Raw genomic sequence first — 20,279 nt, 5'->3', positions numbered from 1 at the left:
ACTCAGGATCTACGACGAAGCCGCGCATACCGACCCGTCCGGCACCGTCGACCATCGTCTACCACTCGCGGAATCCGTTGAGGTCACCGCGCGCATCGTCGAACCGTTCCACGACCTGGTCGACCCGGCCGGGCGTGTCGCCGGACCGCAACGCCGCCAGAAGTGCCTCGACGGACGACTGTGGTCCTTCGGCGACCACGAGCACCCGGCCGTCGGTCTGGTTCGAGGCGTACCCGACCAGCCCCAGTTCCTGCGCCCGCGATCGGGTCCACCAGCGGAATCCGACACCCTGCACACGACCGGTGACGTAGGCGGTCAGGCGGACCGGGGCGTCGGGCATGGTGATCAGTCCTTTTCGATGGTGACGTTGACGGTGGCGCCGGCCTTCAGGGTGCGGCCGACGGTGCACACGGCGTCGATCGCCCGTTCGACGACGACGATCAGCCGCTCCTGGGCATCGTCGTCGAGCTCGGACAGGTCCACCTCGAGGACCTCGTCGAGTACGGGGTAGACCTCGTTCTCGCGGTCGGCGGCGCCGCTCACGCGGATGGTGGCGTCGTAGTCGTCACCGAGGCGCCGCGACAGCGGCCGGTCCGACGACAGGCCGGTACACGCCGCGAGGGCGATCTTGAGCAGCTCGCCCGGCGTGAACACGCCTTCGACATCCTCCGACCCGACGAGCACCTCGGCGCCCCGCGAACTGCGGCCGGTATAGCGGCGGGTGCCCGTGCGCTCCACCCAGAGCTCGGTGTGCGGGTGGCCGCCATCGGGCTGTGCGGTCGCCGTGTGTGATTCGGTTGTCCCCGATTCGATCGTCATGGTCGGTCCATCGGTCCTTTGTTCGTGAGTCACCGCGTCGTGGCGGTCGTGTCGGCGGTAACGCGCCCCGGCACGGTTTGCTTCCGGACCCGGTCGCGGCGTTGGCATCGGGGGCAATAGTACGAGCTGCGGTTCATGAACTGTTCGCGGCGCATGATGGTGCCGCAGCGGCGGCACGGCTGCCCCTCACGGCCGTACGCGTTGAGCGATCGTTCGAAGTAGCCGGACTGCCCGTTGACGTTGACGTAGAGCGAGTCGAACGATGTGCCACCGACCTTCAGGGCGTCGTTCATGACCGCGGTGACCGCGTCGATCAGTTCGGTCAGCTTGGCCCGGCTGAGCCCACCGGTGCTCCGGGTGCCGTGAATTCGGCTGCGCCACAACGCCTCATCCGCATAGATGTTGCCCACCCCGGAGATCACCGTCTGATCGAGCAGGGCCCGTTTGATCTCGGTGCGGCGTGACCGGATCCGCGTGATCGCCGCCTCGGCGTCGAAGGCCGGATCGAACGGGTCCGGTGCGATGTGGGCGACCGATTCGGGGATCGGGTCGCCGGTCGCGGTGTGCACGTACTCGTCGACGTGCCAGCCGCCGAAGGTGCGTTGATCGACGAACCGCAGCTCGTTCCCGTCGTCGAGGCTCGCCCGGATCCGCAGGTGGAGGTGATCGGGCGCGCCGTCCGACGCGATGAGCATCTGCCCGCTCATGCCCAGATGCACCACGACCGGGAACTCGTCGTCGCCGTGCCGGACGTCGAGCCACAGGTATTTGCCGCGACGGTGCACACCGACGACCTCGGCGCCGGTGAGACGGCCGGTCAGATCGGTCGCGCCCCCGACGTGGCGTCGCACCGACCGCGGATGGGCGACCTCGACGGCGACGATGCGCCGCCCGACGACATGGTCGACAAGCCCGCTGCGCACGGTCTCGACCTCGGGGAGTTCGGGCACCTCGGCGCCTTCGCTCAGCTCGACGCAGGACGATCGGTGATCGCCTGCCAGGCCAGTGCCGCCGCCTTCTGTTCGGCTTCCTTCTTGGTGCGGCCGGCCCCCTCGCCGAGGCTCTCGCCGGCGACGACGGCCACCGCGGTGAACTCCTTGTTGTGATCGGGGCCGGTCGAGCTGATCTGATAGTGCGGCGGACCGTAGCCGCGTTCGGCGGAGAGCTCCTGCAGGGAGGTCTTCCAGTCGAGGCCGGCGCCGAGATCGCCTGCGCGCCCGATGATCTCGTCGAACAAGCCGAGGATTGTCTCTTTGCAGTAGGCCAGGCCGTGCTGCAGGTACAGGGCGCCGAAGACCGATTCCAGTCCGTCGGCGAGGATCGAATCCTTGTCGCGTCCACCCGTGAGTTCCTCGCCGCGGCCCAGGAAGAGATGCCGTCCGAGCCCTCCGGGCCCGAGGTCGCGCGCGACGGCGGCCAGCGCGTGCATGTTCACCACGCTGGCCCGGATCTTGGCCAGATCCCCTTCGGACCGTTCGGGATACCGCAGGTAGAGACGCTCGGTGATGATCACGCCGAGGACCGAGTCACCCAGGAACTCCAGCCGCTCGTTCGTGGGCAGCCCACCGTTCTCGTACGCGTACGAACGATGGGTCAGAGCCAGGGTCAGCAGATCGGTGGACAGTTCCGCGCGCAGCGCGGTCAGCAAGTCGGCAAAGGGGTCGGGAGTTGTGATATCGGCTTCCGGATCGCTCACGTCGGCTCAGTCACCGCCTCGGTTCTCCGACGCACCGTCGGCCTCCGGCGTCTCGAGTCGGTCGCGCAGGGCCGCCCAGCGCGGGTCGATGACCTCGTGCGAGTGCCCGGGTTCGGCCACCGCGAGACGCACCCCGCATTCCGTGCACAGTCCGGGGCAGTCGTCGGAACACAAGGGCGACAACGGCAATTCCATCGCCACCGCGTCGATGATGGATTGCTCGAGATCGATCCGGTCGTCGACGAGCCGGTGGATGTCCTCGGCGTCGGTCGTCTGCTCGGTCTCGCTGTCGGGGTACGCGAACAGTTCGGTCAGGAAGACGGTGACGGTGCCGTCGAGCGGTTCGAGGCACCGTGCGCACTGTCCGTCGGTCTCGCCACTGACCGTTCCCGTCACGAGGACACCCTCGGTGACGGACTCGAGTCGCAGATCGAGATCGATCTCGGATCCGGCAGGGATTCCGATCATCTCGACGCCCACCCGCTCGGGAGCGGTCACCGTGCGGTGCACCTCGGACATGGTGCCCGCCCGGCGGCCCAGGGACCGGACGTCGATGACGTACGGGTAGCGCACGGTGTCGTCGGCGGTCATTGCGTGATCAGCCACAGTTGCACGATACGCCGGAGTCACCCGGCCCTCGCGTCTGCCCGAGATCACACGGCCAGGGGCGTCCCGTGGTCGTCGGCACGGTCGCGGGCGTGGTGGCCGGTCGGGCCGCGCTGACCGGCCGGATCGTCGACGCTCCGCGGGTATTCGACGTAGTCGTGCATGCCCGCACCGGTACGCAGCTGATGGCGGCCACGATTCACCGAACGCAGTGTGCCGGTGAGGATTTCCTCGAATCCGGCGAGCTTCTCGTCGACGTAGACGTCGCAGTCGCCACGCAGGCGGTCGGCCTCGGCGTGGGCTGCGTCGATGATCCGCTCGGCCTCCGACTTGGCCGCGGTGACCACCTCGGCCTCCGAGACCAGGCGCTGCTGCTCGGCGATGCCGTCGGCGACCGACTTCTCGTAGGTGTTGTTGCCGGCGTCGATCGCGCGCTGCGCCTCGGCGCGCGCCCGCCCGGTGACCGCCTCGAATTCGCGTGCCGCACTGGCGGACAGACGGTGCGCCTCCCCCGTCGCCTCGTCGACGAGCTGGCGGCCGTGGGCCCCGGCCTCGTCCACCATGCGGTCGGCGTGCGCCTTCGCCTCGGCGAGAATGCGGTCCGCCTCGGCGCGGGCGTGCGCGAGCACGGCCTCGGCTTCCGAGTCGGCCTTGGTGATCACGGTGTCGGCGTGGTGCCGGGCGTTGCCGACCAGCGAATCGCGCTGATCGAGGACGTCCTGCGCGTCGTCGAGCTCGCCGGGGAGCGAATCCTTGATGTCGTCGAGGAGTTCGAGGACATCTCCGCGCGGAACGACGCAGCCCGCGGTCATCGGGACGCTTCGTGCCTCTTCGACGATGGCGACGAGTTCATCGAGAGCTTCAAATACCCGGTACACAGCTACCCCAATCCGGCTGACGCCTTCGGAACGGTTCGGTGAAACAGTTGTGACTATTGTGCCGAATGGTGTGCCTGTGATTGATGAGGCGCGATGGTTTGGGCGTGTCGTCAGACGTTCCGCTCCCCCGCCAGGATCGCGGTGACCCGCTCGTAGATGTGTGGCGCAAGGAAGGGTTTGACGTCGCCACCCAGTTTGGCGACCTCCTTGACCAGCGAACTCGAGACATGCGCATACTTCGGGTCGGTGAGCAGGAACATGGTCTCGACGTCGGCGAGCTCACGATTCATCTGGGCCATCGGCACCTCGTAGTCGAAGTCGACGCCCGAGCGGAGGCCCTTGACCATCGTGGCGATGCCCTCGTTGCGCAGGTAGTCGACCAGCAGGCCCGTCCAGCGGTCGACCCGCACGTTGGGTAGGTCGGCGCAGTCCTCCCGGATCAGGGCGATGCGCTCGTCGACGCCGAGCAGACCGCGCTTGTTGGGATTCACCACCACGGTGATCACCAGGTGATCGAATCGGGCGGCGGCGCGCTCGACGACGTAGCGGTGGCCGATGGTGAACGGATCGAACGAGCCAGGAAAGACTGCGGTGGTCATACGCGCAAAATCTACGCGAGCGCGTCGCGACAGTCGGCCGCCAGGCGAGCCATCAGCGCCGCGACCGGTTGGGCGGTCACCGACCGCCAGTTCGTCCCGGCCCAGAGGTTGATGTCGTCGGCGTCGCCGGCCGCGGTCGCCGCGGCGCGCAGCGGCTTGGTCAGGTGATGCACGTGCGGGTAGAGCGCCGGTGCGTCGGGATGCCGGTCGGCGAATCCGTTTCGCAGGGTACGTGCGGAGCGGCCGGAGAATGCTCGGGTCACGATCGTGTCCGCGTAGGTCTGCGACAGCAGCGCGCGGCGGTAGGGCTCTGACGTCCCCGCCTCGTCACAGCACAGCAGGGCGGTCCCGAGTTGCGCCGCCACCGCACCTGACCGGATGACCGCGGCGATGCCGGCGCCGTCGGCGATGCCACCCGCGGCGATCACCGGGAGATCCGTCATCGAGGTGATCTCGGCGGTCAATTCGGCTGTCGGCGTGGCATTTCCGCCCGATTGCCGGTCGGGGTCGTCGAACCAGAGACCGCGGTGACCACCCGCCTCGATGCCTTGGGCCACCAGCGCGTCGGCGCCGGCCGCCGCCGCGCCGCCCGCCTCCTCGACCGAGGTGACCGTCACGGCGACCGGAATGTCGCGCTCCCGATGGATCCGGGCGATCCGATCCGCGCCGGGATCGCCGAAGGTGAAGCTCACCAACGACGGCGAGCGCCGCGTCAGTACGTCGATCTTGGCGTCGACCTCTTCGTCGGTCCATCTGGGCTCACCGAGTGTGGCGCCGAGTCGGCGCGCATCATCGGCCAGCTCCGCCCGATAGCGGTCGAGTTCGTCGGCGCGTCCGGCCGCCGGATCGGGGCCGGAGAGGAAGATGTTGACGCCGTACGGCCGAGTGGTGCGGTTCTCGACGTCGGCCATCAGCCCGTCGAGCGCATCGGCCGTCAGGTAGCCCGCTGCCAGCATGCCGAGGCCACCCGCTGCGGACACGCCCGCGACCAGCGCCGGAGTGGTCGGTCCGCCGGCCATCGGCGCCCCCACGATGGGCAGTGGGATCTCGAGGGAACCGATCCGCCAACCGACCTCAGGCACGCGCCGCCACCTCCACCCGGGTGTCCCCGTAGTTCTTCGTCACCAGCACCTCCAGTTCGTCGGGCCACTCGGTCTCCGGGGCGCGCACCGCACGCTCGACGACGACGATGCCGTCGGCGGCCAGCCATTCGGGCGCCGCGAGCGCGCTCAACGTCTGGGCGATCTCGGAGTCGGCGATGTCGTAGGGCGGATCGAGCAGGATCAGGCCGAAACCGGCCGTGGGTGGGGTGGACAGGAACGCCGCGACCGGACGCGTCACGGCCGTGACGCGGTCGACGACCCCACACCCGCGCGCGTTGGCGACGATCGCCGAGGTGGCCGCCCGTCGCGAATCCACCAGGACAGCCGTCGCCGCCCCCCGCGACAGTGCTTCGAGTCCCAGCGCGCCGGAGCCGGCGTACAGGTCGAGGACACGGGCGGCGTCGAGGTCCGTGCGGGCCTCGAGGATGTTGAAGACGGCCTCGCGGACGCGGTCGGAGGTGGGCCGTGTGCCCTGCTCGGGCACCTTCAGTCGGCGGCCGCCGAACTCACCCGCGATGATCCTCGTCACCGGGCCCATTGTGCTCTTCGGCGACGAGTCGACCGCGCCTGACCTGCACCCCCGCCACTCGCCCGACCCATCAGCACCCCGAGCTCGGGCGTGTCCCACGTCACAACACCCCGATGAGCAGGCGGAAAGCGGACATGACGGCGGTCGATCTCGGAAGCTGCATGACTTCGCCGACACGCGTTGTTAACGTCGATCGAGTCATGAGCCCGTACCGAACAAGCACGACCCCAACAACCACCGTCACCGTCGACTACCGTCCGCCCACCGCTGCCGACGGCGCCCGACTCTGGGAAATCGCTTCCGACACCGAAGTTCTCGACGTCAATTCGAGTTACGCCTATGTGCTGTGGTGCCACGACTTCGCCACCACGTCCATCGTGGCCGAGATCGATGGCTGCCCAGCCGGTTTCGTCACCGGCTATCGTCGCCAGACCGATCCCTCCACCCTGATGGTCTGGCAGGTCGCCGTCGACGACGCCTACCGCGGACACGGCATCGCCGCGACCATGCTGCACCGCCTCTTCGATCGCGCCCAACGCACCGGCGTGGTGGCAATGCACACCACGATCAGTCCCGACAACGTTGCCTCGCAGCGACTTTTCGAATCGGTCGCCAACGCCCGCGGATTGCGGTTCGATCGCCGCGATCTGTTCGCGGCCGAGGTCTTCGGCGGCGATTCCCACCAGCCCGAGCAGTTGTACATGCTCGAGCCCCCCATCCCCCAGATGTGATGCTGTGGGAGCGAGATACGTTCCCCCGCAGTTCATTCCATACATCAGATCAATCATCTCTCGATCGACACGACGAAAGGGAGTGCCTCATGCACCTTCTCGAGTCCACCATCGACGACTCCGTCTTCACCCGGCACGAATCCGCGGTGCGCAGCTACAGCCGCGGCTGGCCGACCGTGTTCAGCCGGGCGACCGGTTCCTGGCTCACCGACACGTCGGGCCGCGAGTACCTCGACTTCTTTGCCGGCGCCGGTGCGCTCAACTACGGCCACAACAACCCGGTGATGAAGTCCGCCCTGATCGACTACATCGAAGACGACGGCATCACCCATGGTCTCGACATGGCCACCGTCGCCAAGGGCCGTTTCATCGAGGAATTCACCTCGACGATCATCGAACCGCGCGGACTGGACTACAAGATCCAGTTCCCCGGCCCCACCGGCACCAACGCCGTCGAGTCGGCGCTGAAGCTGGCCCGCAAGGTGACCGGCCGCGAGTCGATCATCAGCTTCACCAACGCTTTTCACGGCATGACCCTCGGATCGCTCTCGGTCACCGGCAATTCCATGAAGCGTGCCGGGGCCGGCGTCCCGCTGGTCCACGCGACCCCGATGCCGTTCGACAACTACTTCGGCGGCGTGATGGAGGACTTCGCCTGGTTCGAGCGGGTCCTCGACGACTCGGGCAGCGGACTCAACCGTCCGGCCGCGGTCATCGTCGAGACCGTCCAGGGCGAGGGCGGCGTGAACGTCGCACGCGGGGAATGGCTTCGCGCACTGGAGGATCTGTGCCGCCGACGCGACATCCTGCTGATCGTCGACGACGTGCAGATGGGCTGCGGCCGCACCGGCGAGTTCTTCTCGTTCGAGGAAGCCGGCATCAAGCCCGACATCGTCACCCTGTCGAAGTCGATCAGCGGCTACGGACTTCCCATGGCGCTCACCCTGTTCCGGCCCGACCTCGACGTCTGGACGCCCGGTGAGCACAACGGAACCTTCCGCGGCAACAATCCCGCCTTCGTGACCGCCACCAAGACCATCGAGCACTACTGGCGCAACGACGCGCTCACGCTCGACGTGCTCGCCAAGGGCGACCGGATCGATGAGGCGTTCACCGAGCTCGGCAACCGTTTCGACGGGCTGAGCACCCGCGGGCGCGGCATGGTGCGCGGTCTGGTGTTCGACGACGAGACCGCGGCCGGCAAGGTCTGCGCCCGTGCGTTCGAATCCGGGTTGCTCGCCGAGACCTCGGGGCCATCTGACGAGGTCGTGAAACTCCTTCCCCCGCTCACCATTTCGCATGAGGACCTGGACCAGGGCCTGGCCATCCTGACCGATTCCGTCAAGGAGGTGATCGGATGATCGTCCGAACCACAGCAGAGATCACCGGAACCGAGCGCGACGTCGCCGACCCGCTGGGCAACTGGCGTTCCAAGCGCATCGTCCTCGGCGGCGACCAGGTGGGCTTCTCGTTCCACGAGACCACCATCCACGCCGGCTCGGTGAACAATTTCCACTACGCCAACCACATCGAGGCCGTCTGGCTCGTCGAGGGCGAGGGCACACTCACCGACCGGGAGACCGGCGAAACCTACCCGCTGGCACCCGGCACCATGTACCTGCTCAACGGCCACGAGCGCCACACCGTGCAAGCCGACACGCAGATGCGCATGCTATGCGTGTTCAATCCGCCGGTCGTCGGCACCGAGGTGCACGACGAGAACGGTGTCTATCCGCTGGTCACCGTCCCGGAACCGGCCGGAAAGCATGCCACGGCGGCCACCACCTCCAGCTGAGCCGAGGATCCCTCTCCTCTGGTGCCCTCCCTCCGCTGGTCGAGTTGGGCGCGACGAAGGAGCGACCGTATCGAGACCACCACTGCTGCAAGTGATCTCGATGCGCTTCGTCGCTCCGCTCCTCGCTTACTCGATCGGCGGCAAGGGGCGCTATCCTGGACAGGGTGCGCACGCGTTTGCAGATCGGCTGGTCCCCCGCCGAACCGACGCCGATCGACGCCGACCTGCCCGCACAACTCGAACGGATGCGCGCCCTGCTCGACGGACGCCGCATCGTCGCGCTGACCGGCGCCGGGATCTCCACCGATTCGGGTATCCCCGACTACCGCAGTCCCGGTGCCCCGGTCCGTACGCCGATGACCCTGGAGATGTTCCTGTCGTCGCCGGACTTCCGTCGCCACTATTGGGCCCGCAACCACCTCGGCTGGCGCCACATGGACGCCGCGCAGCCCAACGCGGCGCATCGGGCGCTGACGCAGCTCCAGCGCCAAGGCCGGCTGACCGGGGTGATCACCCAGAACGTCGACATGCTGCACACCAAGGCCGGCACGCGCCGCGTCCTGGAGCTCCACGGCTGTTATGGCCGGGTCCGCTGCCTGCAGTGCGGCTGGTACATCTCCCGGCACCGCCTGGCCCGGCAGCTCGAGGACATCAACACCGCATTCGCGCAGCGGGTCCGCGGCCGGGGCGCCATCGAGGTCGCGCCGGACGCCGACGCCGCGCTCGACGACACCGCCGACTTCACCATGATCGATTGCCCCGACTGCGGCGGCATCATCAAGCCCGACATCGTCTACTTCGGCGAGTCCGTCCCGAAACCAACCGTGCAGCAGGCATTTTCGATGGTCGACGAGGCCGATGCGCTGCTCGTCGTCGGATCGTCGCTGACCGTGATGAGCGGTCTGCGGTTCGCCCGGCACGCGCACCGCACCGGCAAGACCCTGGTGATCGTGAACCGGGGCGCCACCCGCGCCGACGACATCGCCGACCTCAAGGTCGACCACCTCGCGTCGGAGGTGCTGCCGGATCTGGCCCTCGGCGCTCTTACACCGGCCTCGGCCGACGGAACCGGTCGAGCCCCAGCGACTCGAAACCGACCACGTACCACAACGTCCACAGCACCCACCAGTCGATGAACCCGAGCGCATTGCCCGCGATTCCCGGCGCCGCGGCGGGTTCGTGCAGAATGTGCTGCGCGGCGAATCGGTAGTAGAACACGAACGTCAGCACCGCCAGCCCAAAGGTGACGACCACCCGGACCGCCATGTTGGCACGGTTGCTCAGGTGCGTCGGTCGGTTGCCGAAGGCGTTGGCCCAGAAGATCATCCAGAACGCCCAGCACACACCCAACTGCGCGGGATACTGGTGGATGGTGTCACCGAGCGAGGCGGTCGTCACCGGCCCGAGCAGCAGCCTGATAAGCGGGAGCGCCGCAAAGTACAGTGCGGTGCCGAGGACGACGTTGCAGATGGTGGACGTGAGCGCGATGCGTCCGGGTCCTCCGGCACGTCGCCAGGGCCAGTTCTCCAGGGTCTGCCCGGTGAGGATGACGGCGACGATCACCGCATAGAACCACCCGAGCACGGTGTCCACGGACATCAGCGGGTGCATCTGCGCCTGCGACACCGACGGTAGTCCGAGGACGAAATAGGCGATCATCGTCGGACCGGCGATCGCGGCGATCTCGGCGAGGCCGATGTGCGGTTGGCGCAACCCCAGTTGGGGCCACGGCCAGTGCTGCCAGTTGAGCACCGCCATGACGAACGTCCCGAACCCGAACAGGACGAACAGTGCTCCGGTGAAATAGCCGAGCCCGCCGCTGCGCCCGGCCGCGAAGTCGGGGTCGATACGGCCCAGGCCATTGGCGAGCACCCAGGTGACCGCAACCGCGAAAACGGTGCTGGTGAGCACGATCGCCAGCCCCCGCCACGGTTGCCATAGACGGTTGAACCCGGTGAACTCGGCGTTGAAGCCGATGAACACCACGAACAGGATGGCCCAGAACAGCGCGGCATTGAACGGCAGCGGATAGAAGTGCCACGGGCTCACCACCGGGTCGGCGAGCAGGTACCAGCTGCCGACCGCGAGGACGGTGACGACGATGAGGTTGGCCACGCCGAAACCCACCCATCGCGGCGGGCCGGCGCCGATGACCTCGTCGGGAGCCGGCAGAGTGGGCGATACTGTTGCGGCCGCGGTTGTTTCAGTTGATTCCATGTGTCCGGGTCTCCTTCGACGAACGATGGTCGAGGTGACTATGAGGCCGATCACACTCCCGGTGACAGAGTTGCGGAGGGTTGCGGCGGCGACCCACTCTGCAACTCTCGGCAACCCTGTCGGACAGTGCGCCGGCTCACATACATTCGGCCGAGTGGCGACCGCCACCCGAGATTAGGAGTGATCATGGCAGCTGGCATCGAAGGAAAGGTCGCGCTGGTAACCGGCGCCGGTCAAGGGATCGGCCGGGGTATCGCCTTGCGACTCGCGCGCGATGGCGCCGACATCGGCATCGTCGACGTCAATGAGGTTGCCGCCGAAAAGGTTGCCGCCGAAGTCCGAGAGATCGGCCGGCAGGCCGTTGCGCTGACCGCCGATGTGGCCGACCGTGACGAGGTCTTTGCGGCGGTCGACTCGGTGAGCGGCACGCTCGGCGGCCTCGACATCATGGTCAACAACGCCGGCATCGCCCAGGTGTCCTCGATCGACGACGCAGGACCCGCCGATGTCGCGAAGCTGTGGGCGATCAACGTCGACGGCGTGCTGTGGGGGATGCAGGCCGCGGCCGCCACCTTCCGGGCGTTGGGACACGGCGGCAAGATCATCAATGCGTCCTCGATCGCCGGGCATGAGGGCTTCGCGATGCTCGGCCCCTACAGTGCCACCAAGTTCGCGGTGCGGGCGTTGACGCAGGCAGCCGCCAAAGAGTATGCCGCAGAACAGATCACGGTGAACGCATACTGCCCCGGCGTGGTGGGCACGGACATGTGGACGACCATCGATCAACGATTCGCGGACCTGACCGGAGCCCCGGTCGGTGCGACGTATGCGAAGTTCGTGGAGGGAATCGCGGTGGGGCGGGCCGAGACTCCCGACGATGTGGCGTCGTTCGTCTCGTATCTCGCGAGCCCCGATGCCGATTACATGACCGGGCAGTCGGTCATGATCGACGGCGGTCTGGTGTACCGCTGATCGCTCAGAGCGCGACCAGATCGTCGGCGTGGATGACGGGTCGGCGCAGTTCGGCGGGCAGCTCCGACGTCGATCGACCGATCATCGGCGCGATCTCGTCCGAGTCGTAGCTCACCACTCCCCGCGCCCGCACCTCACCGGCGGCGTCGACGAGTTCGACGACGTCCCCGTCGTGGAAGCGGCCGCGGATGTCGACGATGCCGGCCGCGAGCAACGATCGCCGACGACGCGCCACCGCCGCCACGGCGCCGTCGTCGAGGACCAGCTGTCCGCGGGCGTCGGCGGCGTGGCGGACCCAGAATCGTCTGGCGGACAAGCGTTCCGGCCGTGCCGCAAAGACAGTGCCCACCGACGCGTCGGCCAGGGCCTGTGCGGCCTGGTCGGCGGCGGCCAGCAGTACCGGCACCCCGGCATCCGCCGAAAGGCGCGCAGCGGCGAGCTTGGAGGCCATGCCGCCGGTGCCGAGCGCGCCACCCGAACCCGCGATGACCCCGTCGAGGTCCTCGGGCCCGTGCACCTCCGGGATGAACTGGGCGCGCCGGCCATCCGCACTCACCTTGCGGGGGTCGCCGTCGTAGAGGCCGTCGACGTCGGACAGGAGCACGAGTGCATCGGCACCCGCCAGGTGGGCGACGAGCGCGGCGAGTCGGTCGTTGTCGCCGAACCGGATCTCGGTGGTCGCCACGGTGTCGTTCTCGTTGACCACCGCGACCGCACCGAGCGAGCGCAAACGGTCCAGTGTCCGTTGGGCATTGGCGTGATGGGCGCGGTTGGAGATGTCCGAGGCGGTCAGCAGCACCTGTCCGACGACGCGACCGTACCGGTGAAACGAGGTGCCCCAGGCGTGTGCGAGGACCAGCTGACCGACACTGGCCGCGGCCTGTTTGGTGGCCAGGTCCGTGGGCCGCTTCTTCAGGCCCAGCGGCGCGATGCCCGCGCCGATGGCACCGGACGACACGACGATGACATCCGATCCCGCCCGCATGCGCGCCTCCAGGGCGTCGGCGAGCCGGTCGAGGCGGCCTCGGTCGAGGCCGTCGTGCAGGTCGGTGAGCGCCGACGAACCGATCTTGACCACGATGCTGCGCGCATGGGCGATCCGCTCGCGGACGTCGCTCACGACAGGTGCTCGGTGTCGTCGGGGTCGACGGGCAGCCCACGGCGCAGACGACGTGCCTGCTTGCGCTCGGCGGCACCGATGCGGTCGTTGCGGTCGAGCCGAATGTCGGTGCCGCGACCCGTGATCGGGACGTCGTCACCCATCGGGGTCGTCGGCTCCCAGTCGAAGGTCATGTCCCCGATGGTGACCGGCGCGCCCGGCTGCGCACCGAGTCGCACCAGTTCGTCCTCCACGCCGAGACGGTTGAGCCGATCCGCGAGATAGCCGACGGCCTCGTCGTTGTCGAACTGGGTCTGCGCGATCCACCGTTCGGGGCGAGCGCCGCGGACGATGAACCCGCCGTCGGCCTCGGGATCGGCGACGACGCTGAACTCGGCCTCGTCGACGGCCTTGGGCCGGATGACCTGTCGGCGTGCCTGCGGTTTCGGATGGATCTCGCGGTAGTCGTGCACCAACTTCGCGAGCGCGTAGGTGAGCTCCTTGAGGCCCTGGTGGGTGACGGCGGAGATCCGGAAGATCGGCCAGCCGCGTTGTGCCAGTTCTGGTTCCACGAGGTCGGCGAGATCGGCGGCGTCGGGCACGTCGATCTTGTTGAGGATGACGACCCGAGGTCGCGACGCCAGGTCGCCCAGGCCGTGGTCGGCGTCGAGCGCGGGCTTGTATGCGGCGAGTTCGGCTTCCAGCGCGTCGATGTCGGAGACCGGATCCCGGCCGGGTTCCAGAGTGGCACAGTCGACGACGTGTGCGAGCACCGCACATCGCTCGAGATGCCGGAGGAACTCCAGGCCGAGGCCGCGTCCCTCCGACGCACCCGGAATCAGTCCGGGGACATCGGCGATGGTGAAGACCTCATCCGCGCTCTGCACGACCCCGAGGTTCGGCGCGAGGGTGGTGAACGGGTAGTCGGCGATCTTCGGCTTGGCGGCCGACAGTACCGACACCAACGACGACTTGCCGGCGGACGGGAAGCCAACCAGGCCCACGTCGGCGACGGATTTCAGCTCGAGGACGAGGTCGCGATGCTGCCCCTCCTCGCCGAGCAGCGCGAAACCGGGCGCCTTGCGCGCACGTGACGCCAGCGCGGCATTGCCCAGTCCCCCACGGCCGCCCTGAGCGGCCTCGAAGGTCGTGCCGTCGCCAACCAGATCGGCCAGGATCATGCCCTTGCTGTCCAGGACGACGGTCCCGTCGGGCACCTTGAGTACGAGATCGTCGCCGGTCGCGCCGTCGCGGTTGTCGCCCATCCCGGGTTTTCCGTTGGAGGCCTTGGCATGCGGACGGAAGTGGAAGTCCAGCAGGGTGTGCACCTGCGGGTCCACGACGAGGCGCACCGAGCCACCGTTGCCGCCGTCGCCGCCATCGGGTCCGCCGAGGGGCTTGAACTTCTCGCGGTGCACCGACGAACAGCCGTGGCCGCCGTTACCCGCCGCGACGTGGATCGTCACGCGGTCGACGAACCGGGACACGAGGTCACTTCCTTTCGGGCCGAGAAAAAGCTGGAGAAAAAGCAAACAGGGCGAGCCGGGTACATGATGACCCTGCCCGCCCTGTGTAGAGCTGTGGTGTTGGGAGAACCGCCCGGGTCAGACCGACGCGGTCTCCGGGACGATGTTCACCGTCTTGCGGCCACGCTTGGTGCCGAACTCGACGGCCCCCGCGGCCAGCGCGAACAGGGTGTCGTCGCCACCGCGACCGACGTTGACGCCCGGGTGGAACTTGGTTCCGCGCTGGCGGACGAGGATCTCGCCGGCGCTGACCTGCTGGCCACCGAAACGCTTCACGCCCAGTCGCTGGGCGTTGGAATCACGACCGTTGCGCGAGCTGGACGCGCCCTTCTTGTGTGCCATTTCTGCAGTCCTCCTGAGATAGGTTCGGGAATCGAATTACTTGATGCCGGTGACCTTGAGGACCGTCAGCTTCTGACGGTGACCCTGGCGCTTGTGGTAGCCGGTCTTGTTCTTGAACTTGTGGATGCGGATCTTCGGACCCTTGACGTGCTCGACGACCTCACCGGTCACCGAGATCGCCGCGAGCTTGTCCGCGTCGGTGGTGAGGGTCGCGCCGTCGACGACCAGCGCCACGGGCAGGCTGACGGTGCTGCCGGGCTCGCTGTCGATCTTCTCGACCTTCACAATGTCGCCCTCAGCGACCTTGTACTGCTTACCGCCGGTCTTGACGATCGCGTACGTTGCCATCGAAGCTGTCCTCTTTAACTCGTCTGTCGGACCCGCGGTGCCGTTGTCGAGCACCCGGGTGTGTGGGTGGTGCGTGCCTGATGCGGGCCGCAGGGCAACCCGTTCTCAACGTCCGGGGAGTCACCACGGTTCACACCAGAGGGGCCTGCCGACGGGTTTCACGTGGCCGATCGGACATCCGGGGCGAACCCTCGGTGTTCCGGGCACAGCGCAAACCCTCCGCGGAAGGCGACCAATCAAGATTACGGGACCGTGTCCGGTCAGGTCAAACCAGCGTCAACGCGGGTTCGAGCCGCAGACACGGCCGCCGACCTCACTGATCGGCGGGCGGCGGACCGGCAGGTCGGCCGGCGGCGCGTCGCCGGGGCCGGCGCCGCACGGGCGCAGCCGCTTCCGCAGTCGTCGAACCGCCCACCGGACCGAACGTGGTGAGTGGCCGGTGCGGCTCCCCATCCTGTCCGGGTCCACCGTCGACGGTCATCACCACCGGCTCGGAATGCACCGTCGGCGACGCCGCCCGACGCACGGCACGCCGGTGCCGTCGGGCGGAGGGCCGTGAGCCGTCCGGCGCGGCCTCGGGCTCGGTCGCAGCGATCGGCTGCTCGGTGGCCGCCTCGGCCGATGCCGCCTCGGGCTCGCCGGCCGCGGGCTCGGACACCGTCGGCTCCGAGGCGGGGATCTCCGCCTCGGCCGTGGGGGCCTCGGGCCCCTCGGACTCCGACCCCTCGGACTGGGAAGCCTCGGACGCAGCAGCCTCGGCGACAGTCGACTCGGTCACCGACGTGTCCGGCACGGTCTCGACCCCGGCCGACACCGTCTCCGCCTCGGTTGCCTCGACCAGCACGACCTCGTCGTCGTGGTCATGGTCGTGATCGTGCGCGTGCGCCGCCATCGCCCGGAACATCGGATGCTCGGCCGGGTTGTGCAGCGGCTTGTGCGGTTCCGGCGCGGATTCCGGCTTCCGGCGGCCGCGTCGGGATCGCTTCGATGACCCGTTGTCGCGCGCGGTGTCCTCCGGGGTGACCTCGACCGGATTGGCGTGCACGAGGATGCCGCGACCACCGCAGTGGGTGCAGGTCGTCGAGAACGCCTCCAGCAGACCGGTACCGAGACGCTTCCGCGTCATCTGCACCAGACCAAGCGAGGTGACCTCGGAGACCTGGTGGCGGGTGCGGTCGCGGGCCAGGGCCTCGGTGAGCCGGCGCAGCACCAGGTCGCGGTTGGATTCGAGGACCATGTCGATGAAGTCGACGATGATCATGCCGCCGATGTCGCGCAGGCGCATCTGCCGCACGATCTCCTCGGCGGCCTCGAGGTTGTTGCGGGTGACCGTCTCCTCGAGGTTGCCGCCGGAACCGGTGAACTTGCCGGTGTTGACGTCGATGACCGTCATCGCCTCGGTGTGCTCGATGATCAGCGTGCCGCCCGACGGCAGCCAGACCTTGCGGTCGAGAGCCTTGGCGAGTTGCTCGTCGATCCGGTGCACCACGAACGAGTCCGGCGCGTCGGCGTGCGGCCTGTCGAACTTCTCGACACGGTCCATCAGGTCGGGTGCCACGGCGTTGATATAGCGCTCGACGAGGTCCCACGCCTTGGGCCCCTCGACGACGAGCTTGCGGAAGTCCTCGTTGAACAGGTCACGGACGACCCGCACGAGCAGATCGGGCTCCTCGTAGAGGGCTTGCGGCGCAGTCGATCCCGACCCGTTGGCCTTGGTGACCGCGGCGTCGATGTCCTTCCACTTCTTCTCGAGACGCTCGATGTCGGCGCCGAGATCCTCCGCGCTGACACCTTCCGACGCCGTGCGGATGATGACGCCGGCGTCCTCGGGAACCAGCTTGCCGAGGATGGTCTTGAGCCGTTTGCGCTCCACGTCGGGCAACTTGCGGCTGATCCCGGTGGACGACCCACCGGGCACATACACCAGGTAGCGGCCGGCCAGGGAGATCTGGGTGGTCAGCCGGGCACCCTTGTGTCCGACCGGGTCCTTGCTGACCTGGACGAGCACGTTGTCGCCGGGCTTGAGTGCCTGCTCGATCTTGCGCGAACCGCCGTCGAGTCCCGCGGCATCCCAGTTGACCTCGCCCGCGTAGAGCACACCGTTGCGCCCACGACCGATGTCGACGAAGGCTGCCTCCATGCCCGGCAGCACGTTCTGCACGCGGCCGAGATAGATGTTGCCGACCATCGACGACGACGTCTCGGTGGTCACGAAGTGTTCGACGAGGACACCGTCCTCGAGCACGGCGACCTGCGTGTAGTCCTCGACCGGCGTGCCGTCGGTGGTGGTGGCGCCGTCGCCGTCGATCGCGATCTTGCTGTTGGCGCTGCGTTCGCGCACCACCATGACCCGGTCGACGGCCTCGCGGCGCGCGAGGAACTCCGACTCGCTCAGGATCGGCGGGCGTCGGCGTCCGGCGTCGCGGCCGTCACGCCGCCGCTGCCGCTTGGCCTCGAGTCGGGTGGAGCCGGAGATGCCCTGGACCTCGTCGCGCGCCCGCTTGCTGCGGGGTTCGCGCTCGTGGACCACGGTGTTCGGCGGATCGTCCGGGGAGGCCTCGTCACTCTCGGCGCCGCCCTTGCGGCGACGACGCCGGCGACGGCGCTTCGACGACGCTTGATCGCCGTCATCCGAGGCCGACTCGTCGGACTCCTCGGCCGATTCCTCGTCGGACTCGGACTCCTCGGCGGACTCGCCGGTGTCGGCGTCCGACTCCGGCGCATGCTTCTTCTTGGACTTCTTGCCCTTCTTGCCCGACGGGCGCGTCGCGTCCTCGTCGCGGTCCTCATCGGACTCTTCGTCGGTGGTGGCGGTCTCGTCCGCCGACGTCTCCGCCTGATCCCCCCGTCCACGGCCGCGGCCACGGCGGCCGCGGCGCCGCCGACGCGACGATTTCTCGCCGTCACCCGACAAGTCGTCACCGGCGGTGTCGGCTTCTTCGGTGGCGCCGTCGGTGGTCTCCAAGGCCTTCGGTGCGTGCTCAGCCGTGGACTCGTCGGCACCCGGGGTGGCCGGGCCACGGCCCGCGGCGGCGGGTCCCTGCTGGGCGGGACGGGCAGAACGCGCCGAGGGTTCCGGTGCCTGTGGCTGCAGGAACAGCGGACCGGAGGCGGCGACCTCCGGATTCGGCACGATCGGTTGGTGCTGGATCTCTTCGACCGCCGAGAACAACGTCGGCATCGCCTGCTCGTCGGCGAACTCCTCGACGGTGGACTCCTCGACGGCCCACTCCGGAGCAGCGGGCTCCGGCGCGGCCGACTCGGCAGCTGCGGCCTCGGGGGCTGCCGACTCCGGCTCAACCGGCGCGGCAGTGGTCTCGCCCTCCGGCTCGGCCACGACCGGTTCGACGGCCTCGACCGGTTCGACAGCCTCAGCGGCCTCGGCGACCTCGCCGGCCGACGGCTCGGGTGCGGCCGACTCGGCGACCTCGCCGGCCGACGGCTCCGGCGCGGGTGGGATCTCGCTCGCCGGCTCGGCGGGCGGCGCGACCTCGGTGGCGGCGGCTTCGGGCGCCGCGACCTCGACGGCGGCTTCGTCGACTTCGACGTGGGCACGCACGCGGTCGGCGACCGCACGCGCGATGTCGCGGTCGACACTCGATTGCGGACTCCGTGCCTCGATGCCGAGGTCGGAGAGATGTGCGAGCACCTGGCGGCTGGTCAGGCCCAGCAACCGGGCCAGAGCGTGCACACGAAGTTTGGTGGGGAATTCTTCCGCCGATCCTGAAGCTGCGTTCGCGTCAGTCGGCGACCCGTTGTCGGTCACTCAGTCTCCTCGAGCCCCCGGGCGCGTCGTGCTGACGCGGCCACGCGAGGGCTTCCATTGTGTCCCGGTCGCTCACCGACCGGTGTTATGTGGTCTTCGCGTCTCCTCTGCGATCGGAGAACTCCCGGTCGCGAGTCGGCGCCTTGCGTGGTGATGACCTGGCCCGGCCGACGTCTTCCACACCGCCGGGCGAACCTCGGCGGGGAAGACGGTCATCGGGGTTCCGATGCCGGACGTTCATCTGAGTTGACGGAAGCAAAGTGTGCCACCGACAACTGTGCAAGTATCCCACACCACCACGCGATCCCCGCACACTATGCGGGTTTGACTGTCCGCGCCGCATGGCGCACACGGATCGTGAGGGGTACCCGGACGTCAGGCGTCCAGGTCAGGGAACCACAGGGCGATTTCGCGCTCGGCCGATTCGGGTGAGTCCGAACCGTGGACCAGATTGTTCTGCGTGCTCAACGCGAAATCGCCGCGGATCGTTCCCGGCACCGCCTTCTCGACCGGATCGGTGCCGCCGGCGATCTGCCGGAATGCCGCCACGGCCCGCGGGCCCTCGAGCACCGCCGCGACGAGCGGCCCGGAGGTGATGAACTCCAGCAGAGACGGGTAGAACGGCTTGCCCTCGTGCTCGGCGTAATGGCCGCTCGCCAACTCGTCGCTGACGGCCTTGAGCTCCAGCGCCACGAGGCGCAGGCCCTTGCGTTCGATCCGGCTGATGATGTCTCCGACCAGGGCACGGGCCACGCCGTCGGGCTTGATGAGGACGAGAGTGCGTTCAGTCACGAGCACACCTTAACGTCCGGTCACGGGCAGTAGCGGGCCGCGACCGGGAAGAAGCCGTAGTTGAACAGATTGCCGTCGCGCGAACGCGGATCGACGATCACCTGCAGGCAGCCCCCGGGAGAGCGCAGCGCGCTGGTCAGTGCGACGTCGAACTGGGCGGCCAGGGCGAGATTCGCCGGACGGAACTGGGCCGGGACCGGCAGCGAGGCGATGGCGTCCGGGATCTTCATGGCAGCGGCCTGCTTCGTGACGGCGTGGGTCGCGAGGTAGCTGTATTCGCCGTCGCCCGGGGCTACGGGCGCGTCGGCGACGGGCAGGTCGTCGGGCGGCAGGACCGGCGCCGCGGCGGCGGCCCCGACGGCAGAGGCCCCGACCGCCACGGTGGCGGCAACGATCGCGACGGTTCGACTGATGGAATTCGCGGCAGACAAGAACATCCTCACGTCGGAAGTGATCACGGC

General features: G+C 68.4%; 22 protein-coding genes. 5 read left to right on the top strand and 17 right to left on the bottom strand.

What is annotated here, in order from left to right; all coding sequences use genetic code 11:
• Positions 1–58: 58 nt before the first annotated feature.
• The 9 genes from ACWDTI_RS16945 to rsmD all read right to left on the bottom strand — a co-directional run bounded on the left by ACWDTI_RS16945 (position 59) and on the right by rsmD (position 6,230).
• A complete protein-coding gene (locus tag ACWDTI_RS16945) occupies positions 59–340 on the bottom strand; it encodes an acylphosphatase (protein ID WP_449739267.1) in 282 nt (93 codons plus the stop codon).
• A gap of 5 nt (positions 341–345) precedes the next feature.
• Complete coding sequence (locus ACWDTI_RS16940; RefSeq protein ID WP_449739266.1) at positions 346–819, bottom strand: OsmC family protein; 474 nt, start codon at positions 817–819, stop codon at positions 346–348.
• Between the two features lie 29 nt (positions 820–848).
• On the bottom strand, positions 849–1,769 hold the full coding sequence (mutM, locus tag ACWDTI_RS16935; protein ID WP_449739265.1) for a bifunctional DNA-formamidopyrimidine glycosylase/DNA-(apurinic or apyrimidinic site) lyase: 921 nt from the start codon (positions 1,767–1,769) through the stop codon (positions 849–851).
• A 14-nt stretch (positions 1,770–1,783) separates the two neighbouring features.
• Entirely contained in the window at positions 1,784–2,515 is a 732-nt protein-coding gene (gene rnc / locus ACWDTI_RS16930) for a ribonuclease III (protein WP_449739264.1), read from the bottom strand.
• A 6-nt stretch (positions 2,516–2,521) separates the two neighbouring features.
• Entirely contained in the window at positions 2,522–3,106 is a 585-nt protein-coding gene (locus ACWDTI_RS16925) for a YceD family protein (RefSeq protein ID WP_449739376.1), read from the bottom strand.
• A gap of 62 nt (positions 3,107–3,168) precedes the next feature.
• A complete protein-coding gene (locus ACWDTI_RS16920) occupies positions 3,169–3,999 on the bottom strand; it encodes a DivIVA domain-containing protein (RefSeq protein ID WP_449739263.1) in 831 nt (276 codons plus the stop codon).
• Positions 4,000–4,109: 110 nt separating this feature from the next.
• The gene (gene coaD, locus ACWDTI_RS16915; protein ID WP_449739262.1) at positions 4,110–4,598 is read right to left on the bottom strand and encodes a pantetheine-phosphate adenylyltransferase; all 489 of its coding nucleotides are present in this window, start codon (positions 4,596–4,598) and stop codon (positions 4,110–4,112) included.
• Between the two features lie 11 nt (positions 4,599–4,609).
• Entirely contained in the window at positions 4,610–5,680 is a 1,071-nt protein-coding gene (locus ACWDTI_RS16910; protein ID WP_449739261.1) for a nitronate monooxygenase, read from the bottom strand.
• A complete protein-coding gene (rsmD, locus tag ACWDTI_RS16905) occupies positions 5,673–6,230 on the bottom strand; it encodes a 16S rRNA (guanine(966)-N(2))-methyltransferase RsmD (protein ID WP_449739260.1) in 558 nt (185 codons plus the stop codon). Before rsmD ends, ACWDTI_RS16910 begins: the two co-directional genes overlap by 8 nt.
• A gap of 200 nt (positions 6,231–6,430) precedes the next feature.
• Between rsmD and ectA the strand changes: the two genes are divergently transcribed.
• The 4 genes from ectA (at position 6,431) to ACWDTI_RS16885 (ending at position 9,892) form a co-directional block, all read left to right on the top strand.
• Entirely contained in the window at positions 6,431–6,961 is a 531-nt protein-coding gene (gene ectA / locus ACWDTI_RS16900; protein ID WP_449739259.1) for a diaminobutyrate acetyltransferase, read from the top strand.
• 89 nt (positions 6,962–7,050) lie between these two features.
• Entirely contained in the window at positions 7,051–8,322 is a 1,272-nt protein-coding gene (gene ectB, locus ACWDTI_RS16895; RefSeq protein WP_449739258.1) for a diaminobutyrate--2-oxoglutarate transaminase, read from the top strand.
• Positions 8,319–8,756 carry an ectoine synthase gene (locus tag ACWDTI_RS16890; protein WP_449739257.1) on the top strand — a complete coding sequence of 146 codons (438 nt, stop codon included), beginning with the start codon at positions 8,319–8,321 and terminating at the stop codon, positions 8,754–8,756. The genes ectB and ACWDTI_RS16890 overlap by 4 nt, the downstream gene beginning before the upstream one ends.
• 164 nt (positions 8,757–8,920) lie before the next feature.
• Positions 8,921–9,892: a Sir2 family NAD-dependent protein deacetylase gene (locus ACWDTI_RS16885; RefSeq protein ID WP_449739256.1), complete on the top strand. Its 972-nt coding sequence runs from the start codon at positions 8,921–8,923 to the stop codon at positions 9,890–9,892.
• On the opposite strand, the gene ACWDTI_RS16880 is transcribed toward ACWDTI_RS16885, so the two are convergent.
• Complete coding sequence (locus tag ACWDTI_RS16880) at positions 9,801–10,973, bottom strand: hypothetical protein (RefSeq protein ID WP_449739255.1); 1,173 nt, start codon at positions 10,971–10,973, stop codon at positions 9,801–9,803. The two genes, ACWDTI_RS16885 and ACWDTI_RS16880, sit on opposite strands and share 92 nt — an antisense overlap.
• Positions 10,974–11,159: 186 nt before the next feature.
• Here ACWDTI_RS16880 and ACWDTI_RS16875 point away from each other — a divergent pair, with 186 nt between their 5' ends.
• Positions 11,160–11,945: an acetoin reductase gene (locus ACWDTI_RS16875; RefSeq protein WP_449739254.1), complete on the top strand. Its 786-nt coding sequence runs from the start codon at positions 11,160–11,162 to the stop codon at positions 11,943–11,945.
• A gap of 4 nt (positions 11,946–11,949) precedes the next feature.
• Here ACWDTI_RS16875 and proB read toward each other — a convergent pair whose 3' ends face one another.
• The 7 genes from proB to ACWDTI_RS16840 form a co-directional block, all read right to left on the bottom strand.
• Positions 11,950–13,065, bottom strand: a complete 1,116-nt coding sequence (gene proB, locus ACWDTI_RS16870) for a glutamate 5-kinase (protein ID WP_449739253.1) — start codon at positions 13,063–13,065, stop codon at positions 11,950–11,952.
• Positions 13,062–14,531 carry a GTPase ObgE gene (gene obgE, locus ACWDTI_RS16865; RefSeq protein WP_449739252.1) on the bottom strand — a complete coding sequence of 490 codons (1,470 nt, stop codon included), beginning with the start codon at positions 14,529–14,531 and terminating at the stop codon, positions 13,062–13,064. Before obgE ends, proB begins: the two co-directional genes overlap by 4 nt.
• A gap of 117 nt (positions 14,532–14,648) precedes the next feature.
• Positions 14,649–14,912, bottom strand: coding sequence for a 50S ribosomal protein L27 (gene rpmA, locus ACWDTI_RS16860; RefSeq protein WP_449739251.1), 264 nt, complete (start codon positions 14,910–14,912; stop codon positions 14,649–14,651).
• A 36-nt stretch (positions 14,913–14,948) separates the two neighbouring features.
• Complete coding sequence (gene rplU, locus ACWDTI_RS16855) at positions 14,949–15,260, bottom strand: 50S ribosomal protein L21 (RefSeq protein WP_449739250.1); 312 nt, start codon at positions 15,258–15,260, stop codon at positions 14,949–14,951.
• Positions 15,261–15,573: 313 nt separating this feature from the next.
• On the bottom strand, positions 15,574–19,026 hold the full coding sequence (locus ACWDTI_RS16850; protein ID WP_449739249.1) for a translation initiation factor IF-2 N-terminal domain-containing protein: 3,453 nt from the start codon (positions 19,024–19,026) through the stop codon (positions 15,574–15,576).
• 375 nt (positions 19,027–19,401) lie between these two features.
• Entirely contained in the window at positions 19,402–19,818 is a 417-nt protein-coding gene (ndk, locus tag ACWDTI_RS16845; RefSeq protein ID WP_449739248.1) for a nucleoside-diphosphate kinase, read from the bottom strand.
• A gap of 20 nt (positions 19,819–19,838) precedes the next feature.
• On the bottom strand, positions 19,839–20,255 hold the full coding sequence (locus ACWDTI_RS16840; RefSeq protein ID WP_449739375.1) for a hypothetical protein: 417 nt from the start codon (positions 20,253–20,255) through the stop codon (positions 19,839–19,841).
• Between the last annotated feature and the right edge of the window lie 24 nt (positions 20,256–20,279).

This window comes from Gordonia sp. NPDC003424, from assembly GCF_053588655.1.
The sequence above is the reverse complement of the archived record's forward strand: the minus strand, read 5'-3'. Positions and strand labels throughout refer to the sequence as shown.